The 25114-nt window shown below is 55.1% G+C and carries 22 protein-coding genes and 1 pseudogene; 13 read left to right on the top strand and 10 right to left on the bottom strand.

Annotated elements, in window-relative coordinates; all coding sequences use genetic code 11:
* Positions 1-21: 21 nt before the first annotated feature.
* From AC2FNB_RS01170 to AC2FNB_RS01160, 3 genes are read right to left on the bottom strand one after another with little or no spacing between them, the layout of a single operon-like run.
* Complete coding sequence (locus tag AC2FNB_RS01170) at positions 22-1842, bottom strand: M3 family oligoendopeptidase (protein WP_496743954.1); 1821 nt, start codon at positions 1840-1842, stop codon at positions 22-24.
* A gap of 51 nt (positions 1843-1893) precedes the next feature.
* Positions 1894-2877 (bottom strand): alpha/beta fold hydrolase, encoded by a 984-nt coding sequence (locus AC2FNB_RS01165; protein ID WP_496743952.1) that lies wholly within the window; start codon positions 2875-2877, stop codon positions 1894-1896.
* Entirely contained in the window at positions 2877-3167 is a 291-nt protein-coding gene (locus AC2FNB_RS01160; RefSeq protein WP_496743950.1) for an SCP2 sterol-binding domain-containing protein, read from the bottom strand. The genes AC2FNB_RS01165 and AC2FNB_RS01160 overlap by 1 nt, the downstream gene beginning before the upstream one ends.
* 68 nt (positions 3168-3235) lie before the next feature.
* Here AC2FNB_RS01160 and AC2FNB_RS01155 point away from each other — a divergent pair, with 68 nt between their 5' ends.
* From AC2FNB_RS01155 to AC2FNB_RS01135, 5 genes are all read left to right on the top strand, one after another.
* Entirely contained in the window at positions 3236-3805 is a 570-nt protein-coding gene (locus AC2FNB_RS01155; RefSeq protein WP_480749874.1) for a tetratricopeptide repeat protein, read from the top strand.
* 30 nt (positions 3806-3835) lie between these two features.
* Positions 3836-6655: a helicase-related protein gene (locus tag AC2FNB_RS01150; protein ID WP_496743948.1), complete on the top strand. Its 2820-nt coding sequence runs from the start codon at positions 3836-3838 to the stop codon at positions 6653-6655.
* A 6-nt stretch (positions 6656-6661) separates the two neighbouring features.
* Entirely contained in the window at positions 6662-7033 is a 372-nt protein-coding gene (locus AC2FNB_RS01145) for an RNA-binding S4 domain-containing protein (protein WP_496743946.1), read from the top strand.
* 65 nt (positions 7034-7098) lie between these two features.
* Positions 7099-7437, top strand: a complete 339-nt coding sequence (gene fdxA, locus AC2FNB_RS01140; RefSeq protein WP_480749877.1) for a ferredoxin FdxA — start codon at positions 7099-7101, stop codon at positions 7435-7437.
* A gap of 283 nt (positions 7438-7720) precedes the next feature.
* Entirely contained in the window at positions 7721-8230 is a 510-nt protein-coding gene (locus tag AC2FNB_RS01135; protein WP_496743945.1) for a CarD family transcriptional regulator, read from the top strand.
* A gap of 84 nt (positions 8231-8314) precedes the next feature.
* Here AC2FNB_RS01135 and cobS read toward each other — a convergent pair whose 3' ends face one another.
* Complete coding sequence (gene cobS, locus AC2FNB_RS01130; protein WP_496743943.1) at positions 8315-9160, bottom strand: adenosylcobinamide-GDP ribazoletransferase; 846 nt, start codon at positions 9158-9160, stop codon at positions 8315-8317.
* On the opposite strand from cobS, the gene cobT reads away from it, so the two are divergent.
* Complete coding sequence (gene cobT, locus AC2FNB_RS01125) at positions 9159-10172, top strand: nicotinate-nucleotide--dimethylbenzimidazole phosphoribosyltransferase (RefSeq protein WP_496743941.1); 1014 nt, start codon at positions 9159-9161, stop codon at positions 10170-10172. The genes cobS and cobT overlap by 2 nt on opposite strands.
* Positions 10173-10225: 53 nt before the next feature.
* Here the strand turns inward: cobT and AC2FNB_RS01120 are convergent, their stop codons facing one another.
* Entirely contained in the window at positions 10226-12100 is a 1875-nt protein-coding gene (locus tag AC2FNB_RS01120) for a monovalent cation:proton antiporter-2 (CPA2) family protein (RefSeq protein ID WP_496743939.1), read from the bottom strand.
* Positions 12101-12118: 18 nt separating this feature from the next.
* Positions 12119-12574, bottom strand: coding sequence for an Lrp/AsnC family transcriptional regulator (locus tag AC2FNB_RS01115; protein WP_480750006.1), 456 nt, complete (start codon positions 12572-12574; stop codon positions 12119-12121).
* A 148-nt stretch (positions 12575-12722) separates the two neighbouring features.
* Between AC2FNB_RS01115 and hppD the strand changes: the two genes are divergently transcribed.
* The gene (gene hppD / locus AC2FNB_RS01110; RefSeq protein ID WP_496743937.1) at positions 12723-13823 is read left to right on the top strand and encodes a 4-hydroxyphenylpyruvate dioxygenase; all 1101 of its coding nucleotides are present in this window, start codon (positions 12723-12725) and stop codon (positions 13821-13823) included.
* Positions 13824-14088: 265 nt separating this feature from the next.
* Here the strand turns inward: hppD and AC2FNB_RS01105 are convergent, their stop codons facing one another.
* Positions 14089-16239 (bottom strand): hypothetical protein, encoded by a 2151-nt coding sequence (locus AC2FNB_RS01105; protein ID WP_496743935.1) that lies wholly within the window; start codon positions 16237-16239, stop codon positions 14089-14091.
* Positions 16240-16377: 138 nt separating this feature from the next.
* Between AC2FNB_RS01105 and AC2FNB_RS01100 the strand changes: the two genes are divergently transcribed.
* Positions 16378-17100, top strand: coding sequence for an SIMPL domain-containing protein (locus tag AC2FNB_RS01100; RefSeq protein ID WP_496743933.1), 723 nt, complete (start codon positions 16378-16380; stop codon positions 17098-17100).
* A 7-nt stretch (positions 17101-17107) separates the two neighbouring features.
* On the opposite strand, the gene AC2FNB_RS01095 is transcribed toward AC2FNB_RS01100, so the two are convergent.
* The 3 genes from AC2FNB_RS01095 to AC2FNB_RS01085 all read right to left on the bottom strand — a co-directional run bounded on the left by AC2FNB_RS01095 (position 17108) and on the right by AC2FNB_RS01085 (position 20243).
* A complete protein-coding gene (locus AC2FNB_RS01095; RefSeq protein WP_480749884.1) occupies positions 17108-17815 on the bottom strand; it encodes a GNAT family N-acetyltransferase in 708 nt (235 codons plus the stop codon).
* Between the two features lie 20 nt (positions 17816-17835).
* A complete protein-coding gene (locus AC2FNB_RS01090) occupies positions 17836-19128 on the bottom strand; it encodes an O-acetylhomoserine aminocarboxypropyltransferase/cysteine synthase family protein (RefSeq protein WP_496743931.1) in 1293 nt (430 codons plus the stop codon).
* Positions 19129-19244: 116 nt separating this feature from the next.
* Positions 19245-20243 carry a GT-B fold glycosyltransferase domain-containing protein gene (locus AC2FNB_RS01085; protein ID WP_496743929.1) on the bottom strand — a complete coding sequence of 333 codons (999 nt, stop codon included), beginning with the start codon at positions 20241-20243 and terminating at the stop codon, positions 19245-19247.
* Positions 20244-20415: 172 nt separating this feature from the next.
* Here AC2FNB_RS01085 and AC2FNB_RS01080 point away from each other — a divergent pair, with 172 nt between their 5' ends.
* The 5 genes and pseudogenes from AC2FNB_RS01080 to AC2FNB_RS01060 all read left to right on the top strand — a co-directional run.
* Positions 20416-21048: a cupin domain-containing protein gene (locus tag AC2FNB_RS01080; protein WP_496743928.1), complete on the top strand. Its 633-nt coding sequence runs from the start codon at positions 20416-20418 to the stop codon at positions 21046-21048.
* Between the two features lie 157 nt (positions 21049-21205).
* A complete protein-coding gene (locus AC2FNB_RS01075) occupies positions 21206-22540 on the top strand; it encodes an NAD(P)-dependent oxidoreductase (RefSeq protein WP_496743926.1) in 1335 nt (444 codons plus the stop codon).
* A 46-nt stretch (positions 22541-22586) separates the two neighbouring features.
* Positions 22587-23423 (top strand): class I SAM-dependent methyltransferase, encoded by an 837-nt coding sequence (locus AC2FNB_RS01070; protein WP_480749889.1) that lies wholly within the window; start codon positions 22587-22589, stop codon positions 23421-23423.
* Positions 23424-23441: 18 nt separating this feature from the next.
* Complete coding sequence (gene preA, locus AC2FNB_RS01065) at positions 23442-24746, top strand: NAD-dependent dihydropyrimidine dehydrogenase subunit PreA (protein WP_480749890.1); 1305 nt, start codon at positions 23442-23444, stop codon at positions 24744-24746.
* Positions 24747-24840: 94 nt separating this feature from the next.
* Positions 24841-25114, top strand: a pseudogene (locus AC2FNB_RS01060) (MFS transporter); the annotation flags it as partial.

Genomic DNA, 25114 nt, shown 5'->3' with positions numbered 1-25114 from the left:
CAGCCCAACGCCCTTGTTTGTTCACTCTTCCATCGCCTCCAACTCGTCAATGAAGCCCGATATCATGTTCAGGCCCTTGTCCCAGAATTTGGGATCGCTTGCATCAAGGCCGAAAGGAGCCAGCAACTCCTTATGGTGCTTCGATCCACCCGCTTTCAGCATATCGAAATAGAGGTCTTCAAAGCCGGATTTGCCCTCGGCGTAAACCGTGTAGAGCGCGTTCACCAGACCATCGCCAAATGCATAAGCGTAGACGTAGAAGGGCGAGTGCACAAAATGCGGGATATAGGCCCAGAAAGTTTCATACCCGTCCATGAACTCGAAGGCGGGGCCAAGGCTCTCTGCCTGCACGCTCATCCATAGTGCATTTATGTCGTCTGGTGTGAGCTCGCCTCCACGGCGCGCCTCATGCAGTTTGCACTCGAAGTCGTAGAATGCGATCTGTCGGACGACAGTGTTGATCATATCCTCAACCTTGCCGGCCAACAGAACCTTGCGTTGCTCGTTGGTTCCAGCCTTTTCGAGCATCTTGCGGAAGGTCAACATCTCTCCGAATACGCTGGCGGTTTCGGCCAGAGTCAGCGGAGTCGATGACAACATCTCGCCTTGTCCGGCAGCCAGAACCTGATGCACGCCGTGCCCCAACTCGTGGGCCAATGTCATCACATCGCGAGGCTTGCCCAAGTAGTTGAGCATCACATAAGGATGCACCTCGGTCACGGTCGGATGGGCGAACGCGCCGGGGGCCTTTCCGGGTTTGACGGCGGCGTCGATCCAACCTTTTGAAAAGAATGGGGATGCGATTTCGCCCATGCGTGGGTCGAAGGCGTTATATGCCTCCATTACAGTTTTTTCAGCCTCGGCCCAGTTGACGATACGCGTGTCCTCCATCGGAAGCGGAGCGTTGCGGTCCCAGACCTGCATCTTGTCCAGACCCAGCCATTTACGTTTTAGCTCATAGTACCGGTGGCTGAGCTTGGGATAGGCGGCAACCACCGCTTTGCGCAGGGCTTCGACTACCTCGGATTCCACGTCGTTTGACAGGTGCCTGCCTGTTTGCGCCGTCGGCATCTTGCGCCAACGATCTATGATCTCTTTTTCCTTTGCCTGGGTGTTGTGAACACGGGCGAAGGTCTTGATGTTGTCTGCGAAGACACTAGCCAGTTCTCGTGCCGCAACCTCGCGTTTGGTGCGGTCCTGCTCGGTGAGCAGGTTCAGAGTGCCTTCAATGTTCAGGCTCTCGCCATCGACGGAAAAGGTCAGCCCGGCAATGGTTTCGTCGAACAGCTTCTCCCACGCATCACCGACCGCGCCGAGATCATGCAGGAATTTTTCCAGTTCATCCGACAACTGATACGGTTTCATCGCGCGAATACGGCGAAAGACGGGTTCATAGCGCGCTAGCTCTGCATTGGCCGAGAAATGCTCCTTAAGCGTCTTTTCTTCGATCCGATTCAGCTCCAGCGTGAAAAAGACCAGCGGCGTTGTGAAGACGGTGATCTGTTCCTGGCAATCTGACAAAAATTTCGCGCGTTCAGCATCGGTGGTAAGTTGATAGTACCGCAAGCCGGCAAACGACATGATCCGCCCGGCGATAGAACTGATTTTTTCGTTTCGTTGGACGCAGAGTAGCAGTTGATCGGCATCCAAACCTGCTAACTTGTTTTCATAATCTGCAGCAAAGGATGGGCATTCTTTTTCCAGCCAGTTCAGATCCCGTGCCAGTTCGGGGGCATCCTTCGACGTGTAGAGGTCCGTCAGGTCCCATTCCGGCAAGTCGCCAAGATCCTTTGTTCCTCCGTTGGCATTGGCATCTTGTAAAGGAAAGGGAAGGTTGAGCATTGAACACCTCATGAAACTGCGTTGCACACATCTAAGCGTGACGACAGAAGATCACAAGCGAGGCATATTGGGGCGCGTCAGCCCTTCAATTGAGTTTTCGTATTGGAACACTGAGGCGATCTTATCGAACACCGGACCTCTGACTTCGGGGGATTCCATAAGTACCTCGTGTTCACCGCCTGGAATCTCAACCAAAGTACCCTTAGGCCAATTCGCCATCCGCGCCCGGATGGCTTTCCGGTCAACGATTTGTTCATGACTGCCGAGAAAAGTAACGCAGGGAAGGTCCGGCGCGGGTTGTGCCATCAGATAGTCGCACTCGGTCAAAGCCTCGCGCAGCCAAAGCGTAGACGGTGCCCCAAGCGCCAGTTCCGGATGGGCTGCCAACTGGTCCTTCATCATCTGATACATATCCGGATCGCGCGTTAGTACATTACCTTCAAACGGCTGTGTCACGACATAACTCTCCAGCGACGTCGTAGGCGGCGTTTTATGCCCCAAGCCGAATTTTGGTCCCCAATAAGCCGTCACCCAACTGAGTGGTTTCATAATCGGGGTAAAGAAAATTCCCCACATCGGCCCGGTAAAGGCGCAGGCTGAAAAGCTGTCGCTCTCCATGACCGCGCGCAGTCCGATGGCGCCGCCCATCGAGTGGCCAACCAGATACCAGGGTCTGGGCAATGCCAGTTCTAAAGCCAGATCAAGGACAGCCGACAGGTCTTTTTGGTAGTCCGAAAAATGACCTACATGCCCGATGCGTGGGTCGCTAAGCAGTCTTTGCGCCAACCCCTGTCCACGCCAGTCCACGGCAAGGCAGGCAAATCCGCGTCTGACGAATTCACGCGCGGCGTCTGCGTATTTCTCTATGTATTCGGTGCGACCCGGTAAGATCATTACAGTTCCGTGCGGAACCTCGTCAGGCCGCCAGAGGCCTACGCGGATACGGATGCCGTCAGACGTCTGAACCCAATGGGCGTACCCGCCAGCTGGTTCGCCGGCCACGTCGGAAAAATAGGGGGCCGGCGACAGGGTCATCAGGCCAGAACCGATGCCAGTTGCATCGCGACACCCATATCGCCGTCAATTGTCAGCTTGCCTGACATGAATGCGCCTGTCGGGTTCAGTTCACCGCTGAGAATCTGTTCGAATGTGTCGGCATCGGCACTTAGGGTCACGTCGGCATCTTCGTCGCTGACGCGCGCTCCGTCAGTGTCCAGAACGATCGAACCCATTTCTGCAATAGAAAACTTTGCTGAAGCACCGAAAGCGCCGCCCGCCAGTTTGTCGTTCAGTGCGGCCGCGGCCTTCTCTAATACGTCGTTCATTTTTTCCTCATATTGATACGGCGCAGTGATTGGACTTACTCTGACGCCACGCTACAGTGACTCTTGTTATGAGCTTTGAATATCCCAATCTCAAACCTATCGTCGCGGCAATCGCGTTCATAGTCACGTTTTCCGGAATGAGCGTGGCGCAGGACTCGGATTCAAGCGATGAAGCCAAGTTGCTGGGCGAGTTGTTGCTGGCCGATCCGGTGCAATCGATTCATATCGATCGCCAGTTGCAGGCGCTTTGGGCCAAGTCAGGGTCTGCTTCGGCCGATTTCCTGCTTGAAAGAGGTCGCGAAGCGTTGGAAATCGGTGATATTGAGACCGCTATTGAACATTTGACTGCCCTAACAGATCACGCGCCCGATTTTGCCGAAGGTTGGCATGCTCGCGCTTCCGCGTTTTTTGGGTTGCAGCGATACGGTTTGGCGCTGTCAGATCTCGAGCGGGCGCTGGCGCTTAATCCCAATCACTATGACGCGATTTTCGGTTTGGGGTTGATCTTTGAGGCCTTGAACCAGCCAGAAAAAGCCTTCGACATCTATTCGCGTGCGTTGGCTATACATCCCAGCCACGAGGAAGTAACCAAAGCCGTGAATCGGTTGAAGCCCCAGGTGGCGGGCAAATCACTCTAGATCGCCCTGGATGCGGGGCAGGGGGCATAGGTGAACGGGTCAACCCGAATCGTGGCTGTTCTGGGCCCGACCAACACAGGCAAAACACACTATGCCATTGAACGGATGCTGGGGCATCGCACCGGGGTGATTGGTCTGCCGCTGCGTCTATTGGCGCGTGAGGTTTATGACAAGATCGTTGCGATTCGCGGGCCATCGGTTGTGGCGCTAGTGACGGGCGAAGAAAGGATCGTGCCGCCGCGTGCTCAGTATTGGGTCTGCACAGTAGAGGCGATGCCGGAAGGAATGGGAGCGGACTTCGTCGCGGTGGATGAAATCCAACTTTGTGTGGATCCAGAGCGAGGGCATGTGTTTACAGATCGGTTGCTGCGCGCACGGGGTACACACGAGACGCTGTTTCTGGGGTCCGACACCATGCGCGGCCCGATCACCGCGCTTGTCCCGCAAACACAGTTCGTGCGCCGCGAACGTATGTCGCAACTGATATATTCAGGTTCCAAAAAGATCAGCCGGATGCCGCCGCGCAGTGCGATTGTCGGTTTCTCGGTTGAGAATGTCTATGCCATTGCTGAATTGCTGCGCCGACAGAAAGGTGGCGCAGCCGTGGTGATGGGGGCCCTTAGCCCGCGCACCCGCAACGCACAGGTAGCGCTCTACCAAAATGGCGAGGTTGACTATCTGGTGGCGACAGATGCCATTGGCATGGGGCTGAATCTGGATGTGAATCACGTAGCTTTCTCGGCGCTAAGCAAGTTTGACGGAAGGCGAATGAGACCCTTGGCACCGAATGAGTTGGCACAGATTGCCGGCCGGGCAGGGCGCGGAATGTCAGACGGTACATTTGGCGTTACAGGCGAGGCGCCACAGTTGGAAGAAGGTGTGGCCCTGGCAATAATGGAAAGCCGCTTTGCGCCTCTCAAAAAGCTGAACTGGCGAAACGAGGCTCTGCGGTTCGGCTCGATTGACACTTTAATCACCTCTCTTGAGGTTGCTCCGGACAGCGACCATCTGATCAAGGCACGGCCTGCCGATGATCTTAACGTGTTGAAATCTCTTTCCCAAGTGACTGAGGTAGCTGCGCGCGCCAGCGATGGCTCTTCGGTTCGGTTGTTGTGGGATGTATGCCGCATTCCGGACTTTCGAGGCATCAGCCATGCTGAACATGCCACCCTTTTGGAGGTTATCTACGGCAATCTGCACGAGCACGGCGCCATTCATGAGGACTTCATGGCGCGGCAAATCCGCCGTATTGACAGAACTGACGGCGACATAGATGCACTTTCCAGACGACTGGCATATATTCGCACATGGACATACGTCGCCCAGCGGAATGGCTGGGTTCGTGACGAATCGCATTGGCGCGCCGAAACGCGCGCTGTAGAAGACAGGGTGTCAGACGCTCTTCACGAACGTTTGACACAAAGATTTGTGGATCGGCGCACTTCCGTGTTGTTGCGCCGGCTCAAGCAGAAGGAGGCCCTTTTGGCCGAGGTTAATGACAAGGGTGAAGTGACCGTCGAAGGAGAATTCGTTGGTCGTTTGGAAGGCTTCCGGTTCAGCCCGGACAAAAGCGCACAAGGGGCCGAAGCGAAGGCACTGAAATCGGCGTCTTTGCAGGCTCTGGCACCGCAATTCCATCTACGCGCCGACCGCTTCTACAATGCTCCCGATACCGAGATTGATTTCACCGAACAGGGTGGCCTTATGTGGGGCGAGTACGCCGTAGGCAAACTTGTCTCGGGTGCCGGACCGCTCAATCCGCAGGTTGAAGTGTTTGTGGATGAAGCTGCAGGCCCGGATGTGCAGCAAAAGGTACAACGCCGTTTGCAGCATTTCATTGACCGAAAAATTTCTGCGCTTTTTGAACCGCTTTTGACCTTGTCGCGGGATGAGGAGTTGACCGGGCTAGCACGCGGGTTTGCGTTCAGAATGGTCGAAGCGTTTGGGATCCTACCGCGTGCTCAGATCGCACAAGAGGTCAAGGATCTGGACCAGGACGCGCGCGGCGCACTTCGCAAACATGGTATTCGATTCGGACAATTCACCATCTTTATGCCGTTGTTGCTGAAACCCGCCCCGACGCGGTTGAGGCTGGTTTTGTGGTCACTAGCAGAAGGTTTGCAAGAATTCCCCGAGGCGCCGCCGCCTGGTTTGGTGACTGTTCCAACTGCAATTGATGCACCAGATGGCTATGACACCATGTGCGGTTATCGCGCAGCAGGCGAACGTTCGATTCGCATCGACATGCTGGAGCGCCTGGCGGATATGCTGCGTTCCGAGGACAGCCGGGGCGGGTTCGAAGCCAAAGCCGATATGCTTTCGATCACTGGTATGACATTGGATCAGTTTGCCGAGTTGATGAAGGGGCTGGGCTATAGTGCCGAGCGCGGCGAGCGCCCCAAGATCAAGCCAGCTGCAACGGAGACCGTTTCAGAGCCTGCTACGACGACGGAAGCGCCAGATCAGGCGGAGGCTGCAGAAGAGCAAGAAAGCGCGGCCGTAGAGGCAGAGAACTCTGAACCTTCGGAAATAACAGAGGTCGCAGAGGTCACTGAGACAGTAGCCGCCCTTCCGACTGAGGGTGAGCCCGAGAATGAGGTTTTTTATACGTTTGTGTGGGGTCGCCAGCGTCAAACCAACCGCGGGCCACGCCGGGAGCAGCGCACGGGTCAGGGCAAAGGCAAACCACGCGGAAAGCCTCAGGATGGACGAGGGAAGCCGCAAGGAAAAAAAGGCGGCAAACCTCTGCAGGGTGCCAAGACCTTCTCTTCCCGTCCTCCGAAAAAAGAAAAAGCCATCGATCCGGACAACCCCTTTGCTGCGCTGATGGCGCTCAAGGAAGGTAACTGACCAGATATGGGCGAGGCTCAGGCCAAGCTTCGTATCGACAAATGGCTTTGGCATGCGCGTTTTTTCAAGACGCGCAGCCTGGCTGCCAAGTTGGTTGGCTGCGGTCACGTCCGCGTAAATGGAAGCCGGGTACTAAAACCTGCCTATGGCGTTGGACTTGGCGACGTTCTCACCTTCGCCCAGGGCCGGGATATTCGCGTCGTTCGTATTGCGGCCTTGGGTGCAAGGCGTGGTCCGGCGCCTGAGGCGCAAACGTTGTACGAGGATTTGACGGAAAAGCGGGACGAACCTCAGGCAAATCCGAAATTCGAGGGAAAAGGTCACCCAACTAAGAAAGATCGACGCAAGCTTGATCTTTCTCGACCTGATGAGGGGTGATCTTCCCTTGAAGAGCGGGCAAGTCTGTTTTAGCTAGTCGCCAAAGTGTAAACGGGATTCCGACCATGACCTATGTTGTCACCGAAAACTGTATTGGCTGCAAATATACCGACTGTGTCGAAGTCTGCCCTGTGGATTGTTTCTATGAAGGTGAAAACACACTGGTCATTCACCCCGATGAATGCATCGACTGTGGAGTGTGTGAGCCGGAATGCCCTGCCGACGCAATTCGTCCTGACACCGAACCGGGGATGGAGCAGTGGGTCGAGTTCAACCGCAAATATGCCGAGCAGTGGCCGGTAATTGTGACCAAGAAGGATCCGCTGCCAGATGCCGAGGAACGTGACGGAGAAGAAGGCAAAATGGAGAAGTATTTCTCCGAAACGCCGGGCGAAGGTGGTTGAGTGATTCGGCGTTGATCGTCATGAAGTGATACAAGAGTACCATTGTCGGATCCTTGAAAACAAAGTGCTTCCCTGCGTATTACGCTGGGTCAACTTCCAGTGGTCGGATTTTTATGGTATGGTTGGTGTCACAAGATGACAGAGATCGGGATGTGCTCCGTAAGTGTGTATGCTTTGGAGTTGTAAATTAGTGACATGGACACCGCCAGCCGGGGCTGAACCAATGCCCCGAATGGCTGTTTTCGTTGTCTGCATGTCGGTCTCCAACCAAGGAAAAATGTGAATGACAAAGTCGAAGAAGCTCGAATTCCGCCCGAACGAGTATGTTGTGTATCCGGCGCATGGCGTTGGACAGATCATGTCGATCGAAGAGCAGGAAGTCGCCGGGTTCACACTCGAGCTGTTCGTGATTTCCTTTGAAAAGGACAAAATGACCCTCCGTGTGCCGACCAACAAGGCAACCGAGTCCGGCCTGCGATCGCTCAGTTCACCCGATGTGATTAGTCAGGCAATGAAGACACTGAAGGGTAAAGCCAAGGTCAAACGCGCCATGTGGTCTCGTCGCGCGCAAGAGTACGAGCAAAAGATCAACTCGGGAGATCTGATCTCGATCGCCGAAGTGGTTCGCGACCTTCACCGAACTGATGACCAGCGCGAGCAAAGCTATTCAGAGCGTCAGCTTTATGAAGCTGCACTGGAACGGTTAACTCGTGAGGTCGCCGCTGTATCCGGCGGGGATGAGATGTCGGCTGCCAAGCAGGTGGATGATGTCCTGACTTCGCGCGCTGCGTAACATAGCCATGATAAGACAAAGGCCGCCCCGTTTCGGGCGGTCTTTTTTTGTGGTTGCGGTAATGCCCTGATCATGTGTCTTTAGTCAGGTTTGCGCCGCCAGTGCCAAAAGAAAAGCGATTTCGCTGAGTGCCTGCGTAGCCCCGAGTATATCACCCGTCTGCCCGCCGATTTTTGATTTGGCGATCACTGCGAGTGCAAATGCCGTGGCGCTTGCGCAGAGTGCAGGGAGCAGGAATGCAGTACCACCCAGGACAAAGCAAAAAACTAGCGCAACTCCCAGACCAGCTATCCAAGTGGCTTTTGAGGGTCGTCCAACCTGATGGCTGAGACCAGAAATTCGAGCATTGGGCAAAACTCCCATTGAGATTGGCATCAAGGCCCGCGACCAGATTGCCGCCGCGAGAAGCGACCACAAGGCTCCTGCGGCTATGAGTGCGGCAACAGCCGAGATCCGGAGAAACTGGGACAGGATCAGCGCCAGGACCCCATAGGTGCCGATATGGCTGTCCTTCATGATCTCCAACCGTCTTTCTGGGGAAAAACCGCCCCATAACCCGTCTGCGGTATCAGCCAAGCCGTCCTCGTGCATCGCGCCCGCGCAGAGGATCAGGACCGCAACAACCAAACCGCCGCTCACCCACGATGAAAGCCCGATGGCGACTGCGATCTGGCCGACAGTGCAGGCCAGCGCCCCCAGAACCAGGCCCACAACTGGAAATGCCCATGAGGCTCGCTTCTGACGAGCAAGCACCCAGTCAGGGAGCATTGGAATCGGCAGGCGTGTCAGCAGGACGAGTGCAAGGACAACATCCCACAGCAAAAAAGCTTTCGTGTCGTTTTTTGTCACATCCAGGCCTTTCGGGGTGTTGCGGCAACGGATGCAGTGGTTAAACACGCAGCACCACTCCGATGCAACGAGGCTTTCCATGCTGCCCGAACTCTCCGATTTGAATTCATTTCGTGCATTTCTCTCCGATGCGCCTGGTCCAGATATCGAAGCGGTCAAAGGGGCGGAAGAACGCAATGGGCAGTTGACGAAACCGCCGGGGGCGCTTGGGCGGCTGGAAGAACTGGCCATCTGGTATGCTGGTTGGCGAGGGAATGCACGGCCAGTAATCGAAGCGCCACAGGTCATCGTATTTGCAGGAAACCACGGTGTTACGGTGCAAGGGGTGTCGGCATTTCCACCGGAAGTGACCGAGCAAATGGTTTTGAATTTCCAGCATGGTGGCGCTGCGATCAATCAGTTGGCAAAGGCAGCGGGCGCAAAGTTGGATGTCTGTGCGCTTGAACTGGATCGGCCGACTGAAGATTTTACCAAGGCGTCCGCGATGTCTGAAGACGACCTTTTGATGGCGCTGCGGACCGGCTGGCATGCGGTCAGTCCGAATTCGGATCTTCTGGTTGTAGGTGAAATGGGGATCGGAAACACGACACCAGCGGCTGCTATTGCTTGTGCCTTGTTTGGTGGAGAAGCTGTAGACTGGACCGGGCGCGGCACCGGTGTCGATGATGCTGGACTTGCTAATAAAACACGCGTCGTGGCCGAAGGTGTTGCCCTGCATGGTGACAGCGGGGATGGCATCGAAATCTTGCGTAGGCTAGGTGGACGCGAAATCGCGGCGATGGCTGGTGCAATCGCTGCCGCGCGGGTGTTGCGCATTCCCGTCATCCTGGACGGTTTTATCTGTTCGGCGGCCGCGGCGTGCCTGGAATACACGGTACCTGGTGCGCTGAATCATACCGTTGCCGGGCACCAGAGCGCCGAGGGCGCACACGGCGCAGTTTTGGCACAACTGAACAAGGAGCCGCTGTTGTCCCTTGGTCTTCGATTGGGCGAGGGGTCGGGCGCGGCGCTGGCCATACACATTCTGAAAAGCGCTGTCGCATGCCATTCAGGTATGGCGACTTTTGCCGAAGCAGGTGTATCGGACGGTTGAACCGCCTGTCTGTCTAGGGCGGGCCGCATTAGCATTGACCCGTCGGGTGACGATCAAGCAGTTTTCTTGGCATGTTCCTCAGCTAGTTCCAAAAGCGCGGTTTCGAGGTCTTTCTCTAGAAGCTGAGCCCGTTCGATGTATTTCTTGTTCTCGGCGGTCGGCATGCCGGGTACCCACAGATCCGCCAAATCCCGGATCGTGTTGCGGTCGTGGCGATAGAATGTCTTTTCAGCCTGCGCGGCCTCGTACTCACTGAGGCCGACATTCTCTAGAACATAGCGTCCTGCGCGCAATGCCCCGTCGAACATTTCGCGAACGATGTCGTCAGCCCCGGCCTGATAGAGTTCGTAGACGTGATTGCGGTCACGGGCACGGGCGATAATGTGCAGGTCAGGTCGCTGTCTGCGGGCGTATGTCACAAGACGCGTCACCATCTTCGGATCATCCATGGCTGCCACCAGAACCTGTGCCTTTGCGAGCCCGGCTGCACGTAGCAGTTCCGGTCGGGTCGGGTCTCCTAGAAAGCCTTTGACTCCGAAGCGACGCATCAACTGGATCGTTTCAATATTGTGATCCAAAACGATGGTCTTGAAACCACTGGCTTGTACCAACCGATTAACGATCTGCCCGAACCGCCCAATGCCTGCTATAATTACCGGGCCTGCTTCGTCGATCTTGTCTGGTTCGGGTGTCGGGATTTTGTCCCGCATGTTTCGAGACAGGATGTCGTAGGCAATAAACAAAAGCGGTGTGATCAGCATGGTCAGGGCAATGACCATCAGAAGCTTTTGCGACAAGTCTGGCGGAATGACGTTTTGTTTGGTGGAAAACGCCAGCAGAACGAAACCGAATTCACCTGCTTGGGCCAATCCAAGAGTGAAAAGCCAGCGATCCCGCCCTTTGAGTTTGAATGCACGACCTACGACGTAGAGAATGATACCTTTGGCCAGTATTACCAGTAACGCCAGCCCGATCAGGTCAAACGGATCGCGGAAAAAATAGGCGATGTCGATCCCTGCGCCGACAGTAATGAAGAACAACCCCAGCAGCAGGCCTTTGAAGGGTTCAAGGTCACTTTCCATTTCATGGCGGAATTCAGAACTGGCCAGAACCACGCCAGCAAGAAATGAACCGAGTGCAGGAGACAGCCCAACCAACGTCATCAGGAAAGAAATGCCTACCACGATCATTAACGCCAGGGCCGTGTACATTTCGCGCAGCCGCGTGGAGTGAATAAAGCGAAACAAGGGTCGGGTTAAATAGACGCCAGCGAGAACAACAAATACAATCGCTCCAATCGTTACCAAGGTCACTGCCCAGCCCGGCAAGCCGTCTACCAGTGAAAGAGCCTGATGATGGCCGCTATCACTACCTCCGCGGCTGATGGAACCGTCGTTTTGTATCCGTGCACCAGGGCTGATGGCGAGCAATGGAAGGAAGGCGAGGATGGGAATGACCGCGATGTCTTGCGTGAGCAACACGGAAAACGTCGCTCGCCCGCCGTTGGTCTGCATCAGTCCCTTTTCCGAAAGGGTCTGCAGCACGATGGCCGTCGACGACAAGGACAGCGTCAGCCCGACGGCCAAGGCGATCGACCACGAATGTCCGGCAATCATAGCTACCACCATGATCGCAAGCGAAGATACCCCGACCTGGAGCCCGCCAAGCCCCAGAAGCTTGTCGCGCATATCCCAAAGTGCTTTGGGTTCAAGCTCCAAGCCGATCAGGAACAGCATCATGACGACACCGAACTCGGCAACGTGCTGGAGGCTGGCTGTTTCTGCGCCGACCAACCCCAGAATCGGTCCAATGACAATGCCGGCGGCCAGATAGCCCAGTACCGATCCCAATCCCAGACGTGCCGAAAGCGGTACCGCTATTACCGCCGCCGCCAGATAAATCGAAGCCTGGTAGAGGAAATTTTCCATTGGTGCCCTTTCCGGCGTTCAAATAGGCAGGGGAGCGTCCCGTTTCAATTGGTCCATAACGATCTGGCTTTGTACCCGCGCAACTGCAGGATGGGGCAGGATTACCTCGTGAAGCAACCGATTGAGAGCAGGAAGATCGTCGCAATAGACGTGTAGGAGATAATCCGCTTCTCCGGTCATCGTCCAGGCACTGGTGATCTCTGGTCGCGAATGGACCATGCGGGCGAATCCGGCGGACTGGTCAGGACCGTGAGTACCAAGGTGCACCTGAATAAAGCCCTGAACATGCAGGCCTAGTTTCAAGGGATCCAGTTTGGCCGCATAGTTGGTGATGTAACCTTCTGCTTCAAGCCTTTGTCGGCGGCGACCTGCCTGGCTAGGCGATAAATTCAACATCTCTCCCAACTGATGTGAGGTTAGGTGGGCGTTCTTTTGCAGTGCTGCCAGAAGTTTCGAGTCTATAGAATCCAGCATGTGCGTCATTTTCTCTTTTTTCTCAATGATAGTGCGCGAAACGCGCGTGTAAACATCTGGGTAAGCTAAAAATTGCGCAAAACTAGCATCTAGAAAGGCGTATTCTCGAATCAGCTAAATTGAACCCGTCCTAACATGGAGAAGCCGCATGGGCCCCTTTCCACACAATGCCCCCAAGTCTGTTATCAGCGCTGATAACCCCGCTGGCACGGATGGGTTCGAGTTTGTCGAATTCGCTCATCCCGAACCGCAGGAACTGCGTGATTTGTTTTCCAAGATGGGGTTTGAACTGGTAGCCCGCCACAAGAACAAGCCCTTGGTCGAACTCTGGCAGCAAGGCGACGTGACGTATATCCTGAATGCCGATGTGAACAGCTTTGCTGCAAAATTCGTCGAGGAACACGGCCCATGCGCCCCGGCGATGGCTTGGCGTGTTGCGGATGCGCGGGACGCCTATGAGCATGCAGTCTCGAAAGGTGCCGAGCCGTATGATGCCGCCGACAAAACAATGAATGTACCCGCCATCAAGGGCATTGGTGGCTCTCTGATATATTTCATCGACCAATACTACGATACTTCACCCTACAACGCAGAGTTCGAGTGGCTCAAGCAATCCAAACCGCGTGGCGACGGGTTCTATTACCTCGATCACCTGACTCACAATGTCTTCAAGGGCAACATGGACAAGTGGTTCAAGTTCTATGGCGATCTGTTCAACTTCAAGGAAATCCGTTTCTTTGACATTCAAGGCAAGTTTACCGGGTTGTTCAGTCGCGCACTGACATCGCCATGTGGCCGCATCCGCATCCCGATCAATGAAGACCGCGGCGAAACGGGCCAGATCGTGGCCTATCTGAAGAAGTACAAGGGTGAAGGGATCCAGCACATCGCGGTGGGTACTGATGATATATACGATTCGACAGACGCAATCGCGGCCAAGGGTTTGAAATTCATGCCCGGCCCGAACGAGGCCTATTATGACATGTCCTATGAACGTGTCACGGGTCATGGCGAACCCAAGGATCGAATGATGAAACATGGTATCCTGATCGATGGGGAAGGCGTGATTGACGGCGGTGAGACCAAAATTCTGCTTCAGATTTTCTCGAAAACCGTAATTGGCCCAATCTTCTTTGAGTTCATCCAGCGAAAAGGCGATGACGGATTTGGTGAGGGCAACTTCAAGGCGCTTTTCGAGTCAATCGAGCGCGAGCAGATCGAAACTGGTGAGATTCACGCTGCGGAATAGACAGATATGGGACGCGGGCTTGAAAAACAGGCCCGAAAAAGAAAAGCGTCGCGCTCCCTCGCGTGGCGTTTTTTTTGCGACGGAGCCATGGGCTATTTTATGACGTCTGCAGTACCAACGTGATCAGTCAAACAAACGGAATGGTCGCGCAGAACTTCCAGAACACGACAGCCACTTCCCCATTGTCTGCACCTCGGTGCGAGTTCTGCGAGACAAGGTTTCGATAGGCAGCATCAAGGGGATTCTACAAGAGAAAGACGGGAACTCAGCCTTTAGGCATGTCCAGCGTTACTTTTCGGCCGTTTTTTTGATAGTGTAATTCGCTGTCGCCAATGGCGACGATCTTCCCGCCGTCGATCCGGTCGCCGACTTTGACCTTTTTGTACCGCCCGCTCGGCAGTCGGATCAAAGCTCGACGGTTGGCCGGGGTTCCATATACGCCGATCAAGTTGAGACGCCTAAGGTTGAGCGCATTGTCTAGCGTTGCCTGACGGGCAACTGATGCTGTTGAAGGGATTTTCGGCGTAACGGATATTGCTGCAAAACTGCCTGCTTCCTCGGAAGATGCAGAACTGTCCTGACCGCCTGACGCTCCAAGTGTGCTGTTTGTTGCCGCGGACACTGAGGCCGTTACAGGTGCCAGACCTTTCGGGCGGACCTTTGGTTTCAAAGCGACAACAACAGCAAGAGCTGTTGGTGCGTTGTCAATCTTCGGATCGGTCTGGAGGGATTCAGGGCGTAATTTGGGGCGCAGCCCGGCCAATTCTTCGACCGAGCGCCCACCAAGTTGCTGGCGTTCACTATTCTCTACAAGTGTATCGGGGCGCAGCTTCGGCTTGAACCCGCCAAGGCGAACTAGGGTTTCATCTATTTCCGGTTTGGATTCAGTCCGTTCGGGTGGCGGCGGCGGTACGGTCGAGGGCCGTCCCAAATAGATTATCACCCCATCCGGATTGAGCGTTCCTTCGGGCGTTGCAGTCACCAGCCCTCGAGAGTCTAGTTCAAATTTCGCTCCAGCCGTGCCTGGGAGGCTTACCTGACCAAGAGGATAGTCGGTATTAAACGAATCTGCATCAGGTAAAGCGATGGCATCTTGCGACAGGTCGGCGGTATCGATTGAGGCCACGTAAAGATCATTAAGGGACGTGTCGATCTCAGGATCCAAAGGCGGTAACGGATCGTCACTCCAGACACCACTCTCTGCATAAAGTGAGTCTTCTACTTCTGGATTGACGTCAACCACATCAACTGACTGGGGTTCGACCCGCAAAGCGTCGAGAACTGCGCTGTCTGTGACGGATAACACCGGCGTTCCCGCCGTTTCGGGAATGCCCTGATCGACAACCACATGTGGCCCTTCATCGGGATCGGCAGGGTTGAACCGCTCGGATACTTCTAATGGCGGGTTCTGGAGGTCAGGAACGGCATCGGGACCAGTGCTCGTCCCAACTACAAGCCAACCCGCCAAACCTGTGACGACAAACATTGATGCGGCAATGGCCGTAATCGTTAAAAGACGATTTTTGCGCCCTGAGTTTCTTGCGCCGAAGATTGTCAATCTCTCCGCCTCATTCGGCGGTGATTTCGGCACGATTGGCGCCTGAAATACCGCAGCTGGTGCCGAGTCGGCGATCGGATGTATTGTAGGTTGGTGCGGTCGCTGCAGTTTAGTAGTGTGCGGTTTTTCTACGGGTTTTGTTGGAGTTGGCTCGGCGCTGTTTCCTGTGTTTTCCTGTTCGACTTCGGGTAGATTTGGGCGTCGGCACGATGTGAATCCTACGGTGTCTTGTCGCCCTGTTGCCGGTCCGACGGGGCCTTGGACTAAAGGAACAGAGATTTCTCGGTTCTGGGAAAGTGCATCCGAAGAAATTTCAAATTGCGGAATAGAGGCTTCCCCGACTATTTCGATTCGATCGTCGTCTGGCTCGATCGGTTCGTCAAATCCCAAAGCTGCTCCAAAGAACGGTTCATGTGGGAACATATCTGGTTTGGGCAATGCAACGTAGCTGACTGGTTGAAACTGGTGCTTTCTGGCAAATGCCTCTGCCTCGCTCAGTGTGACTTTGGCGACTGCGGCGACATGCGTAACCGTTCCCTCTTCTGCAGCGTCAAAGACCAGATCGTTCAGCCGATACGGAGTCGCGGATTCAAGTTCCGATTCAATCAGGACCTGTCTTTCGTCAACGGAGGCCGAACCGGTATCAATCGTCAGATATCTGATCTGATCGTCGGGAAGCACCACCTTGCAGCGTGTGTCCAGTTCGAGCAACGTGGCCTTCTCCAATAGAGTTGCCAGAACAGCGGTGAGGTCGGGATCGCTGGCGAATACATCCCCGACCCGCAACCAGCCCTGATCGGCTCGGTGCAGCAACGTGATCTTGTCGACCGACAACAGCAAAGCAAATGCGGGTTTCATGCTCTGGAAATACCGTAAACCTCAGATCATGTGCAGACGGTATCGTGTCCACGTGCCGAGATTAGAGCAGGATGTCGCCGAGGGAAAGAAAAACACCAAATCTCCCCTTGTCCGGCAAAGCCCCGCGCACCCATCTTTATGACTGAAACAACAGGAGAAAGTGTTTTGAGGATATTGGTTTTTCTTATTGCAGTTTTGTTGGCAACAGCTGCAGGATTGGCGCGCGCAGATGAAGGCCGTATCACGGTCAACGGAACCGGAACAGCTGAGGCAGCGCCAGATATGGCGACCATCACGTTAGGCGTTACCAACCAGAACACCGAAGCTGCCGCGGCAATGCGTGCGACATCAGATGCCGTGACCGCGATTCTGAACAGGCTCTTGGAACTAGAGATCGAGGAGCGTGACATCCAAACACGTGATCTATCTCTGTCCCCGGTTTGGGCTGGGCGTCATGGCCAGAATGATCAGGAGCCCAGAATAACTGGCTTTGTCGCGTCGAATCGGGTTGTCGTTCGGATTCGCGATCTTGATCGTTTGGGGGGCATACTGGATTCGGTCATTCGCGACGGTGCAAATGATTTTGACGGGTTGAACTTTGGAATGCAGGATCCAAAGCCGTTGGAGGCTGATGCGCGCGTCAAAGCGGTTGCTGATGCAATGAACAAGGCGAAACAGTTGGCTGATGCGGCGGGTATAACGCTCGGCAAAGTCGTTGCCATCAACGATCACGGTGGAGGCGGTCGACCAATGATGCGTATGGCTGAGATGTCGATGGCCGATTCGGGCGGACTTCCAATCGCCGCCGGTGAGATAACGGTGGAAACCTCCGTGTCGATGGTATTTGAGATAGCGGAATAGTCCGCTTTCAACTCTCGCGGGCCAATAGCGCTGATTTCTGTTGGCCCGCGGCATCAAAATTTCCGGGGTCAAGCCAAGTTTGAAAGGTGCGCCGGATGCGCGGCCAGTCCTTATCGATAATGGCAAACCAGGCGGTATCCCGGTTCCGACCCTTGTAATGCGTCGCCTGACGGAACGTACCCTCATACCGGAACCCAAGACGTTCAGCTGCTCGACAGGACGGGCCGTTCAAAGCATCACATTTCCACTCATATCTGCGGTAACCTAGTTCATCGAAAACCCGGCGCATCATCAGATACATCGCCTCTGTCGACTCGGGACGGCGCTGAAGCAGGGGCGAGAAATGGATGTGCCCGACTTCAATTGCTCCGTGGTTGGGTTCGATGCGTAGATAACTGGCTATTCCGACTGGCATTCCCTCGACATTGGTTACGGTATGAAAAAGAGGATCGGCTCCCGAGCAGGAGTTGATCATCCAATCCAGAAAACTCGCCTGGGTGTCAAAAGGGCCATAGGGCAGATAGGTCCAGTTCCGCCCGTTCGCGTCTTGCGCATAGGCCCGGAATAATTCCGGACCGTGCGCGTTTACGTCCAAAGGCAAAACTGAACAGAACTGCCCATGCATTGCACTATGAGGTGGGAGAGGGCGCGGAAAACCGGTCGTGACCGGCTCTCCGATGGGTTGTCCAAATTTGTTAGTGCGCTGCTCCGTCATGGTACAATCGCCAGTAGCGTTCAGTCACACGCCTTTGCCAGCGCCTGATCCAAATCGGCAATCAGGTCGTCCGCATCTTCGATGCCGATGGAAAGGCGTACAACGTTTGGTCCCGCACCTGCGGCTTCCTGTTGCTCTACTGTCAACTGGCGGTGTGTTGTAGAGGCTGAGTGAATGATCAGCGAACGTGCATCTCCGAGGTTGGCCACATGACTGAAAATCTCGAGCGCGTTGACGAGCTTGACGCAAGCCTCATATCCGCCCTTGACTGCAAATGTGAACAAAGCACCCGCGCCCTTGGGGTAATATTTTTTGACCCGATCATGATAAGGGGAAGAGGGCAGGCCAGCATAGGTCACATAGTCCACACGCTCATCCGTTTCGAGCCATGCCGCCACCTTCATCGCGTTTTCCACGTGGCGCTGCATCCTTAGAGAGAGTGTTTCGATGCCCATCAATGTATAGTGTGCCGCTTGTGGGTTCATTGTCATGCCCAGATCACGCAGGCCGATAGCGATGCTGTGGAAAGTGAAAGCGAGGGGACCGAATGTTTCGTGAAATTTCAGCCCATGATAGGCTGGTTCGGGCGCGTTGAGCGAGGGAAATTTGTCACTGGCGGACCAATCAAACTGCCCGGAATCCACGATACAGCCACCAGTTACCGTACCATTGCCGGTAAGGTATTTCGTGGTCGAATGCACAACAAGCGTTGCACCTTGTTCGATCGGGCGGCAGAGGTACGGGGTGGCCGAAGTATTGTCCACGATTAGCGGAACGCCGGCTGCATCAGCGACATCTGCAAGCGACCGAATGTCAGTCACATAGCCTCCGGGATTGGCAACGGATTCACAAAACACGGCCCGAGTGTTTTCGTCGATTGCCTTTTTCACCGCGTCAAGGTCGTCGGTATCGACGAATTTGGCCGACCATCCGAACCGTTTTATCGTCTGGCTGAATTGAGTGACCGTTCCGCCATATAGGCGCGTCGATGCGACAACGTTGCAACCTGGTCCCATCAACGGAAACAGGGCCATGATCTGTGCCGCATGGCCCGACGAGCAGCAAACCGCGCCAACACCGCCTTCGAGTGTTGCGATGCGTTCTTGCAGAACCGCGACGGTCGGATTGGTCAGGCGCGAATAGATAAAGCCGACCTCTTGCAGGTTAAAAAGCGCTGCAGCGTGATCGGCATCGCGGAACACGTAGGCCGTGGTCTGATAAATCGGCGTCTGCCTTGCGCCGGTTGCCGGATCGGGGCGCGCTCCGGCATGAATTTGCAGCGTATCAAAGCCATAAGTCGGGCCGTTGGACATCATCTGGTCTCCCTTTGGAACATGCTTGGCGGAATCAGTAAGCTATAGCTTGCAGTTTCACAACGAACCCTATGTAAAGAACGGTGGTGTGTCATAGGCTGGATAATCAGGAGCGCTCAACGGAGCCATAGGCCACTGTCCTTGATCCGTTTGCGAATGACCTGTTCTCTTACAGGCAGGTTGCGTTGGTCGAACATCGCTCGTACTTTGGCGCCTTTGCCTTGAAGCACCATTTTCTTTATTGGTTCATACGGTTTTAGTGCTTTTTTGATTTTGTTATGAGATGTGGCCGCTTCGGCGACTTCGATGGCATGGTCACTCTCACGGGCATACAACAAGGGAAACAGGCGATAGTGGCAACTGACGGTCCCATCCAGAAGTCCCAGCGGCAACGCGTCACGCCCACCGCCGAATGAGTGGATCACCAGGGGCAGCGCAACCTGATCCAGCCATGGATCAAGGCTTTGCCCTACAAGTTCGGGAATATCGCCATCTCGAATGGAGCGGGCATAGTCGAGAAACCGCTGTCCGAACTTTCTTGGGCAGGAATAGTAAAAAAAGCCTGCGTTGAAGTACAAGTAACGCCGCCAATGATCGACCGGCTGACTGTGATCGAGAGAGCTTTCAAAATCCAGTCCAAAACGTTGATATAAGGCGCGCCAGATGTCGTCGAAGCCTGGGCCATAAAGTGTAGGTTTGGGCCAGGTTCCTTCGACCCGTAACGAGGCCGAAGGGCGTTCAAACTCGAACGGGACCGTGGTTAGATCGCCGGTGATCAGGGTATCGGTATCAAAGAATACAAACGGTTCTCCCTCAGGTAATGACAAAAGGGCTTCGATCTTGTTGCCATAGGGGTAACTTTCGCCGAAAACTCGGCTTTCAAAGGGTAAGAATTCGACCTCCAAGTAGTCCAGTGCATTCAGAATGTCCTCATTTCGTATGCCGGGGTCGTTGTTCCATTCTGACCCCATTTGCGGTGCGGCGACGATTAGGCGGCCATTGAAATTGGGGGAACTCAAACGCAGCGATGCGGCAAACAGAACGGCTTCGTATTGCAAGCGGTTATTTTGCCCGATGATGACAATATTGAAGCTTGCGCCCGTATTCTGTGTCATTGAAGGTCTCTGCCTGTTTTGGCTTCGGCTGCCAAGCGCTTATAGAGTGTGCCTTGTTGGGTGAAAACCATTTTGGAGGAACAGGTGCCTTGCTACGCTCTCTCTTCAAATATGTTGGAACTTTACGCTTGAGATACCATCTAAAGATGGAAAAAAGGTCAGGAGAAAGCCCATGAGGATCAATGCCGATTTCACGAAACGCGCAGCCGTGCATTTTGAGGAAACCGAATGGGTGAAATCTCCGGCGGTTGGGGTCGAGCGGAAGATGCTGGACCGTATTGGAGAAGAGGTTGCGCGGGCCACAACGATTGTCCGTTTCGCGCCTGGGAGCTCTTTTGCTGCGCATACCCACGATGGTGGGGAAGAGTTTCTCGTACTCGAAGGCTTATTTCAGGATGAAAGCGGCGATTTCCCAGTTGGCAGCTATGTTCGTAATCCGCCAACCACTTCTCACACACCTTCGGCGCAAGAAGGGGCGACCATTCTGGTCAAGCTTCATCAGTTTGATCCAGCAGACCGCACGGAAGTGCATCGTTCGCTCAACGGTGAGAGTGACATCGCTCTCTACAAAGATATCCACGAAGACGTCCGCGTCGAAACATGGTTGCCGGGAGCAGATGTCAGCATTGACGTAGCCGGAGGTTTGGAAGTGTTTGTGATCCGTGGGATGTTCACAGAATCAGAAGAGAAATTCGGCAAGTGGGATTGGCTGCGGTTGCCGCCGGGTGCCGAGTTTCGGGCGATTGTCGGGCCAGAGGGTGCCCGCGTCTGGATCAAGTCCGGGCATCTGACGAATATGGTGTGAACTGGCAAACCGCGCGAACAGTTCCAGGTTTCATGAGATCCGGGCCGAATGGTCCGGATTTCGCTTTTTTTGATTGATTTCTAAATTTTACCAATTGATAAAAATTTCAAATGTGGCAAGCTGTAGTCAAGAAAACACATCTACAGGGAGTAGAGCGATGGCAAAGGGCCAGATGGCTCCCGGCATTGTAGCCGGACGGCTTTCCAGCGAAGAGCTGATTTCGAATTTCGCGGATCTGCATCCGCCTTATGCGCCTCACGAGGCCGCGGTGGCGGCAGATCGCTGCTATTTCTGTTATGATGCGCCGTGCACCAAGGCCTGTCCCACCGATATCGATATCCCGCTGTTCATTCGACAGATTCAGGCGGGACAACCCGAGGCGGCAGCCAAGACTATCTTAGAACAAAATATTCTTGGCGGGATGTGTGCCCGCGTCTGTCCTACTGAAACGCTGTGTGAAGAGGTTTGCGTTCGGGAGGCTGCCGAAGGCAAACCGGTCGAGATTGGACGTTTGCAGCGGTATGCCACAGACAGCATGATGGCTTCTGGCACGCACCCGTTCAGCCGTGCCGCACCGACAGGCAAAACCGTAGTTGTTGTCGGGGCAGGTCCGGCAGGGTTGGCCTGTGCTCACCGACTGGCAATGATGGGCCATGATGTGGTGATCCACGAGGCACGTGCAAAATCGGGGGGGCTGAACGAGTTCGGCATTGCCGCGTATAAAGCCACAAACAACTTTGCCAAAGCCGAGGTGGATTGGCTTCTAAAGATCGGTGGCATCACCATCGAAACAGGGTCCGTGTTGGGTAAGGACATAACAATAGATGGCTTGCGCGAAAACTATGACGCCGTTTTTCTCTCTATCGGTTTGGCCGGGGTTAACGCATTGCGTGTCGAAGGCGCGGATAAGGATGGCGTACTTGATGCGGTGGATTTCATAGCGGATCTCCGGCAGATCAGCGACTTGGCTACTTTGCCTGTTGGTCGCAATGTGGTCGTCATAGGTGGCGGGATGACCGCGGTGGACGCCGCAGTGCAGTCCAAACTGCTGGGGGCGGAGAATGTCACCATCGCCTATCGTCGGGATCGCTCAGCAATGGGAGCCAGCCGGTTCGAACAGGACCTGGCGGCTTCAAAAGGCGTCAAGCTGATGTTCAACGTACAACCGTTGTCAGTTCACGGAAGTGATATCGCGACCGAAATAGAACTGGAGTATACTGTCAATGATGGTGGCAAACTGATTGGTACGGGCGAAACCGTGCGCCTGCCTGTCGATCAGGTGTTCAAGGCCATTGGTCAAACGCTGGAAGGTGCGCCGGAAGGGCTGAAGCTGGACGGCAACAAGATCGCTGTCAACGGTGCGGGCCGCACTTCCGTGGCAGGTGTCTGGGCGGGTGGAGATTGCGCGGCGGGCGGTGAAGACCTCACCGTTACGGCTGTTGCTGAAGGCCGGGATGCTGCGATGGACATCCACGAGACGCTGGTTTCGTGATAGGATGGGGTATTCGCCCCATTCCTTTCGCTGCTGAGGTATTCCCATGTCCCAGATCGAACAAGCCGTAGCGCAACACTACACCACCGGAGCACTGACCGACCGCGTTCGCGCGGCGCTTGAGGCCAGCGGTATCGATCCGGATGCGGCCACGGTCGCAGACCTGAAAGCAGGGGACGAGTTCCATACGGGCGGCGTTCTGGCGACCAACAACCTGTTTGCGCAGTTGTCGCCGACCCATGCGACCCGTGTTCTGGATGTCGGATGCGGTATCGGCGGAACCTCTCGCTATGTCGTGGATCGCTATGGCTCGACAGTAACAGGCGTCGATCTGACACCGGAATTCGTTGAAACCGCCAAGGTGCTCAGCGATATGGTCGGGCATTCCTCGAAAACCAGCTTTCATGTGGGCAGTGCTTTGGAGATGCCGGTGCCGGATGCTGGGTTCGATCTGGCTGTCATGATGCATGTGGGCATGAACATAAAGGACAAGGCCGGGCTGTTCGCTGAAGTGTCGCGGGCGCTGGCCAAGGGCGGTACTTTTGCCCTGTTCGATGTGATGGCCGGAGACGTGGACGAGCCGCTGGCTTTCCCTCTGCCGTGGTCCACTGTTGCCGAAACCTCGTTCGTGGATGCGCCGGGTGTTTATAAGTCTGCGGCAAGCGCCGCGGGTCTTGAACTGGTGACAGAAACGGATCGCACCGAATTCGCGATACAGTTCTTCGAGGACGTCTTTGCAAAGATTGCCGAATCCGGCCCGGCACCGCTGGGCATTCATCTGATGATGGGCGAGACGGCACCCGAAAAGTTCCAGAACTACGTCAAAAACCTCAAGGCCGGGCGCATACGTCCGACCGAAATGATATTCAAAAAATCCGGCTGAGCCGGGAAGGGAGAAGCCATGGCCGATCTGACAACAAACTTTCTGGGCATTTCCAGCCCAAATCCGTACTGGCTGGCCTCTGCGCCGCCGACGGACAAGGAATACAATGTGCGCCGCGCCTTTGAAGCCGGTTGGGGTGGTGTCGTCTGGAAGACCCTGGGGGCCGAAGGCCCGCCGGTGGTCAATGTAAACGGTCCTCGCTATGGCGCCATCTATGGGGCTGACCGGCGTTTGCTGGGTCTCAACAACATCGAACTGATCACCGACCGCCCGCTTGAGGTGAACCTCGAGGAAATGGCGCGAGTCAAGGCGGACTATCCAGATCGGGCGTTGATCGCTTCGATCATGGTGCCATGTGAAGAAGCGGCATGGAAGGCGATCCTCCCGCAGGTGACCGAAACCGGGGCTGACGGGATCGAGCTCAATTTCGGCTGTCCCCATGGGATGAGCGAACGCGGCATGGGTTCGGCGGTTGGACAGGTGCCCGAATATATCGAAATGGTCACTCGCTGGTGCAAGCAATACTATGATAAGCCGGTGATCGTTAAGCTGACGCCGAACATCACTGATATCCGAAAGCCAGCCACTGCGGCGAAAAACGGTGGTGCAGACGCGGTGTCTCTGATCAATACGATCAACTCGATCACCAGTGTTAATCTGGACACTTTCAGCCCGGAACCGACGATTGACGGCAAGGGTAGCCACGGCGGCTATTGTGGGCCAGCGGTCAAGCCGATTGCATTGTCAATGGTGTCAGAAATCGCGAGAAATTCCGACACGCGCGGGTTGCCGATTTCGGGCATTGGTGGCGTGACAACGTGGCGTGACGCGGCAGAATTCATGAGCCTCGGCTGCGGCACGGTGCAAGTTTGCACCGCTGCTATGACCTATGGGTTCAAAATCATCGACGAGTTGACGGCTGGCCTGTCGCGGTGGATGGATGAAAAGGGATATGTCAACGTTTCCGAAATCGTTGGACGTGCGGTCCCCAACGTCACCGATTGGCAATTTCTGAACCTGAATTACGTAGCAAAGGCCAGCATCAATCAGAATCAGTGCATCAAATGCGGTCGTTGCTATGCGGCTTGCGAGGATACCAGCCACCAAGCTATTTCGATGTCGTCAGACCGGGTGTTCGAGGTGAAGGACGAAGAATGTGTGGCTTGCAACCTCTGCGTTGATGTATGCCCGGTCGAAGGGTGCATTTCGATGGTGCCGATGGCTGCGGGTGAAACCGATCCACGCACTGGCAAGGTGGTCGAGGCAGAATACGCCAACTGGACCACGCATCCGAATAACCCGATGGCCAAGGCGGCGGAGTAACGCCAAGTCGTACGCCATGGCTGGTATTGGACAGAAAGGCTATGATAAGCGGGGTGGCATTGCTGCCCCGCTTTGGCATTGAAAAGGCTCACTAATGATCAAGCAACTGTTTCCGGTAAGTGCATTGCTGCTGGGTTCGGCATTGCTGTTGTTCGCCGGCGGCATGAACGGTTTGATTCTTCCCATACGGGGTACAGCTGAGGGATTCAGTGCTGCTTCTTTAGGTCTTCTTGGAACCGGTTGGGCTGTGGGATACGTTGCTGGATGCTTGATGACGCCTCCGCTGGTCGGCAATGTCGGTCACATCAGGTCGTTCGGCGTCATGGCAGCTTTTGCGGCCATCGCAGTTCTTGCATCGTTGATTTTCC

Source organism: Ruegeria sp. BHSB058 (assembly GCF_059613285.1).
Note: the sequence above shows the minus strand (reverse complement) of the source record. Positions and strands in the feature narration are given on the sequence as shown.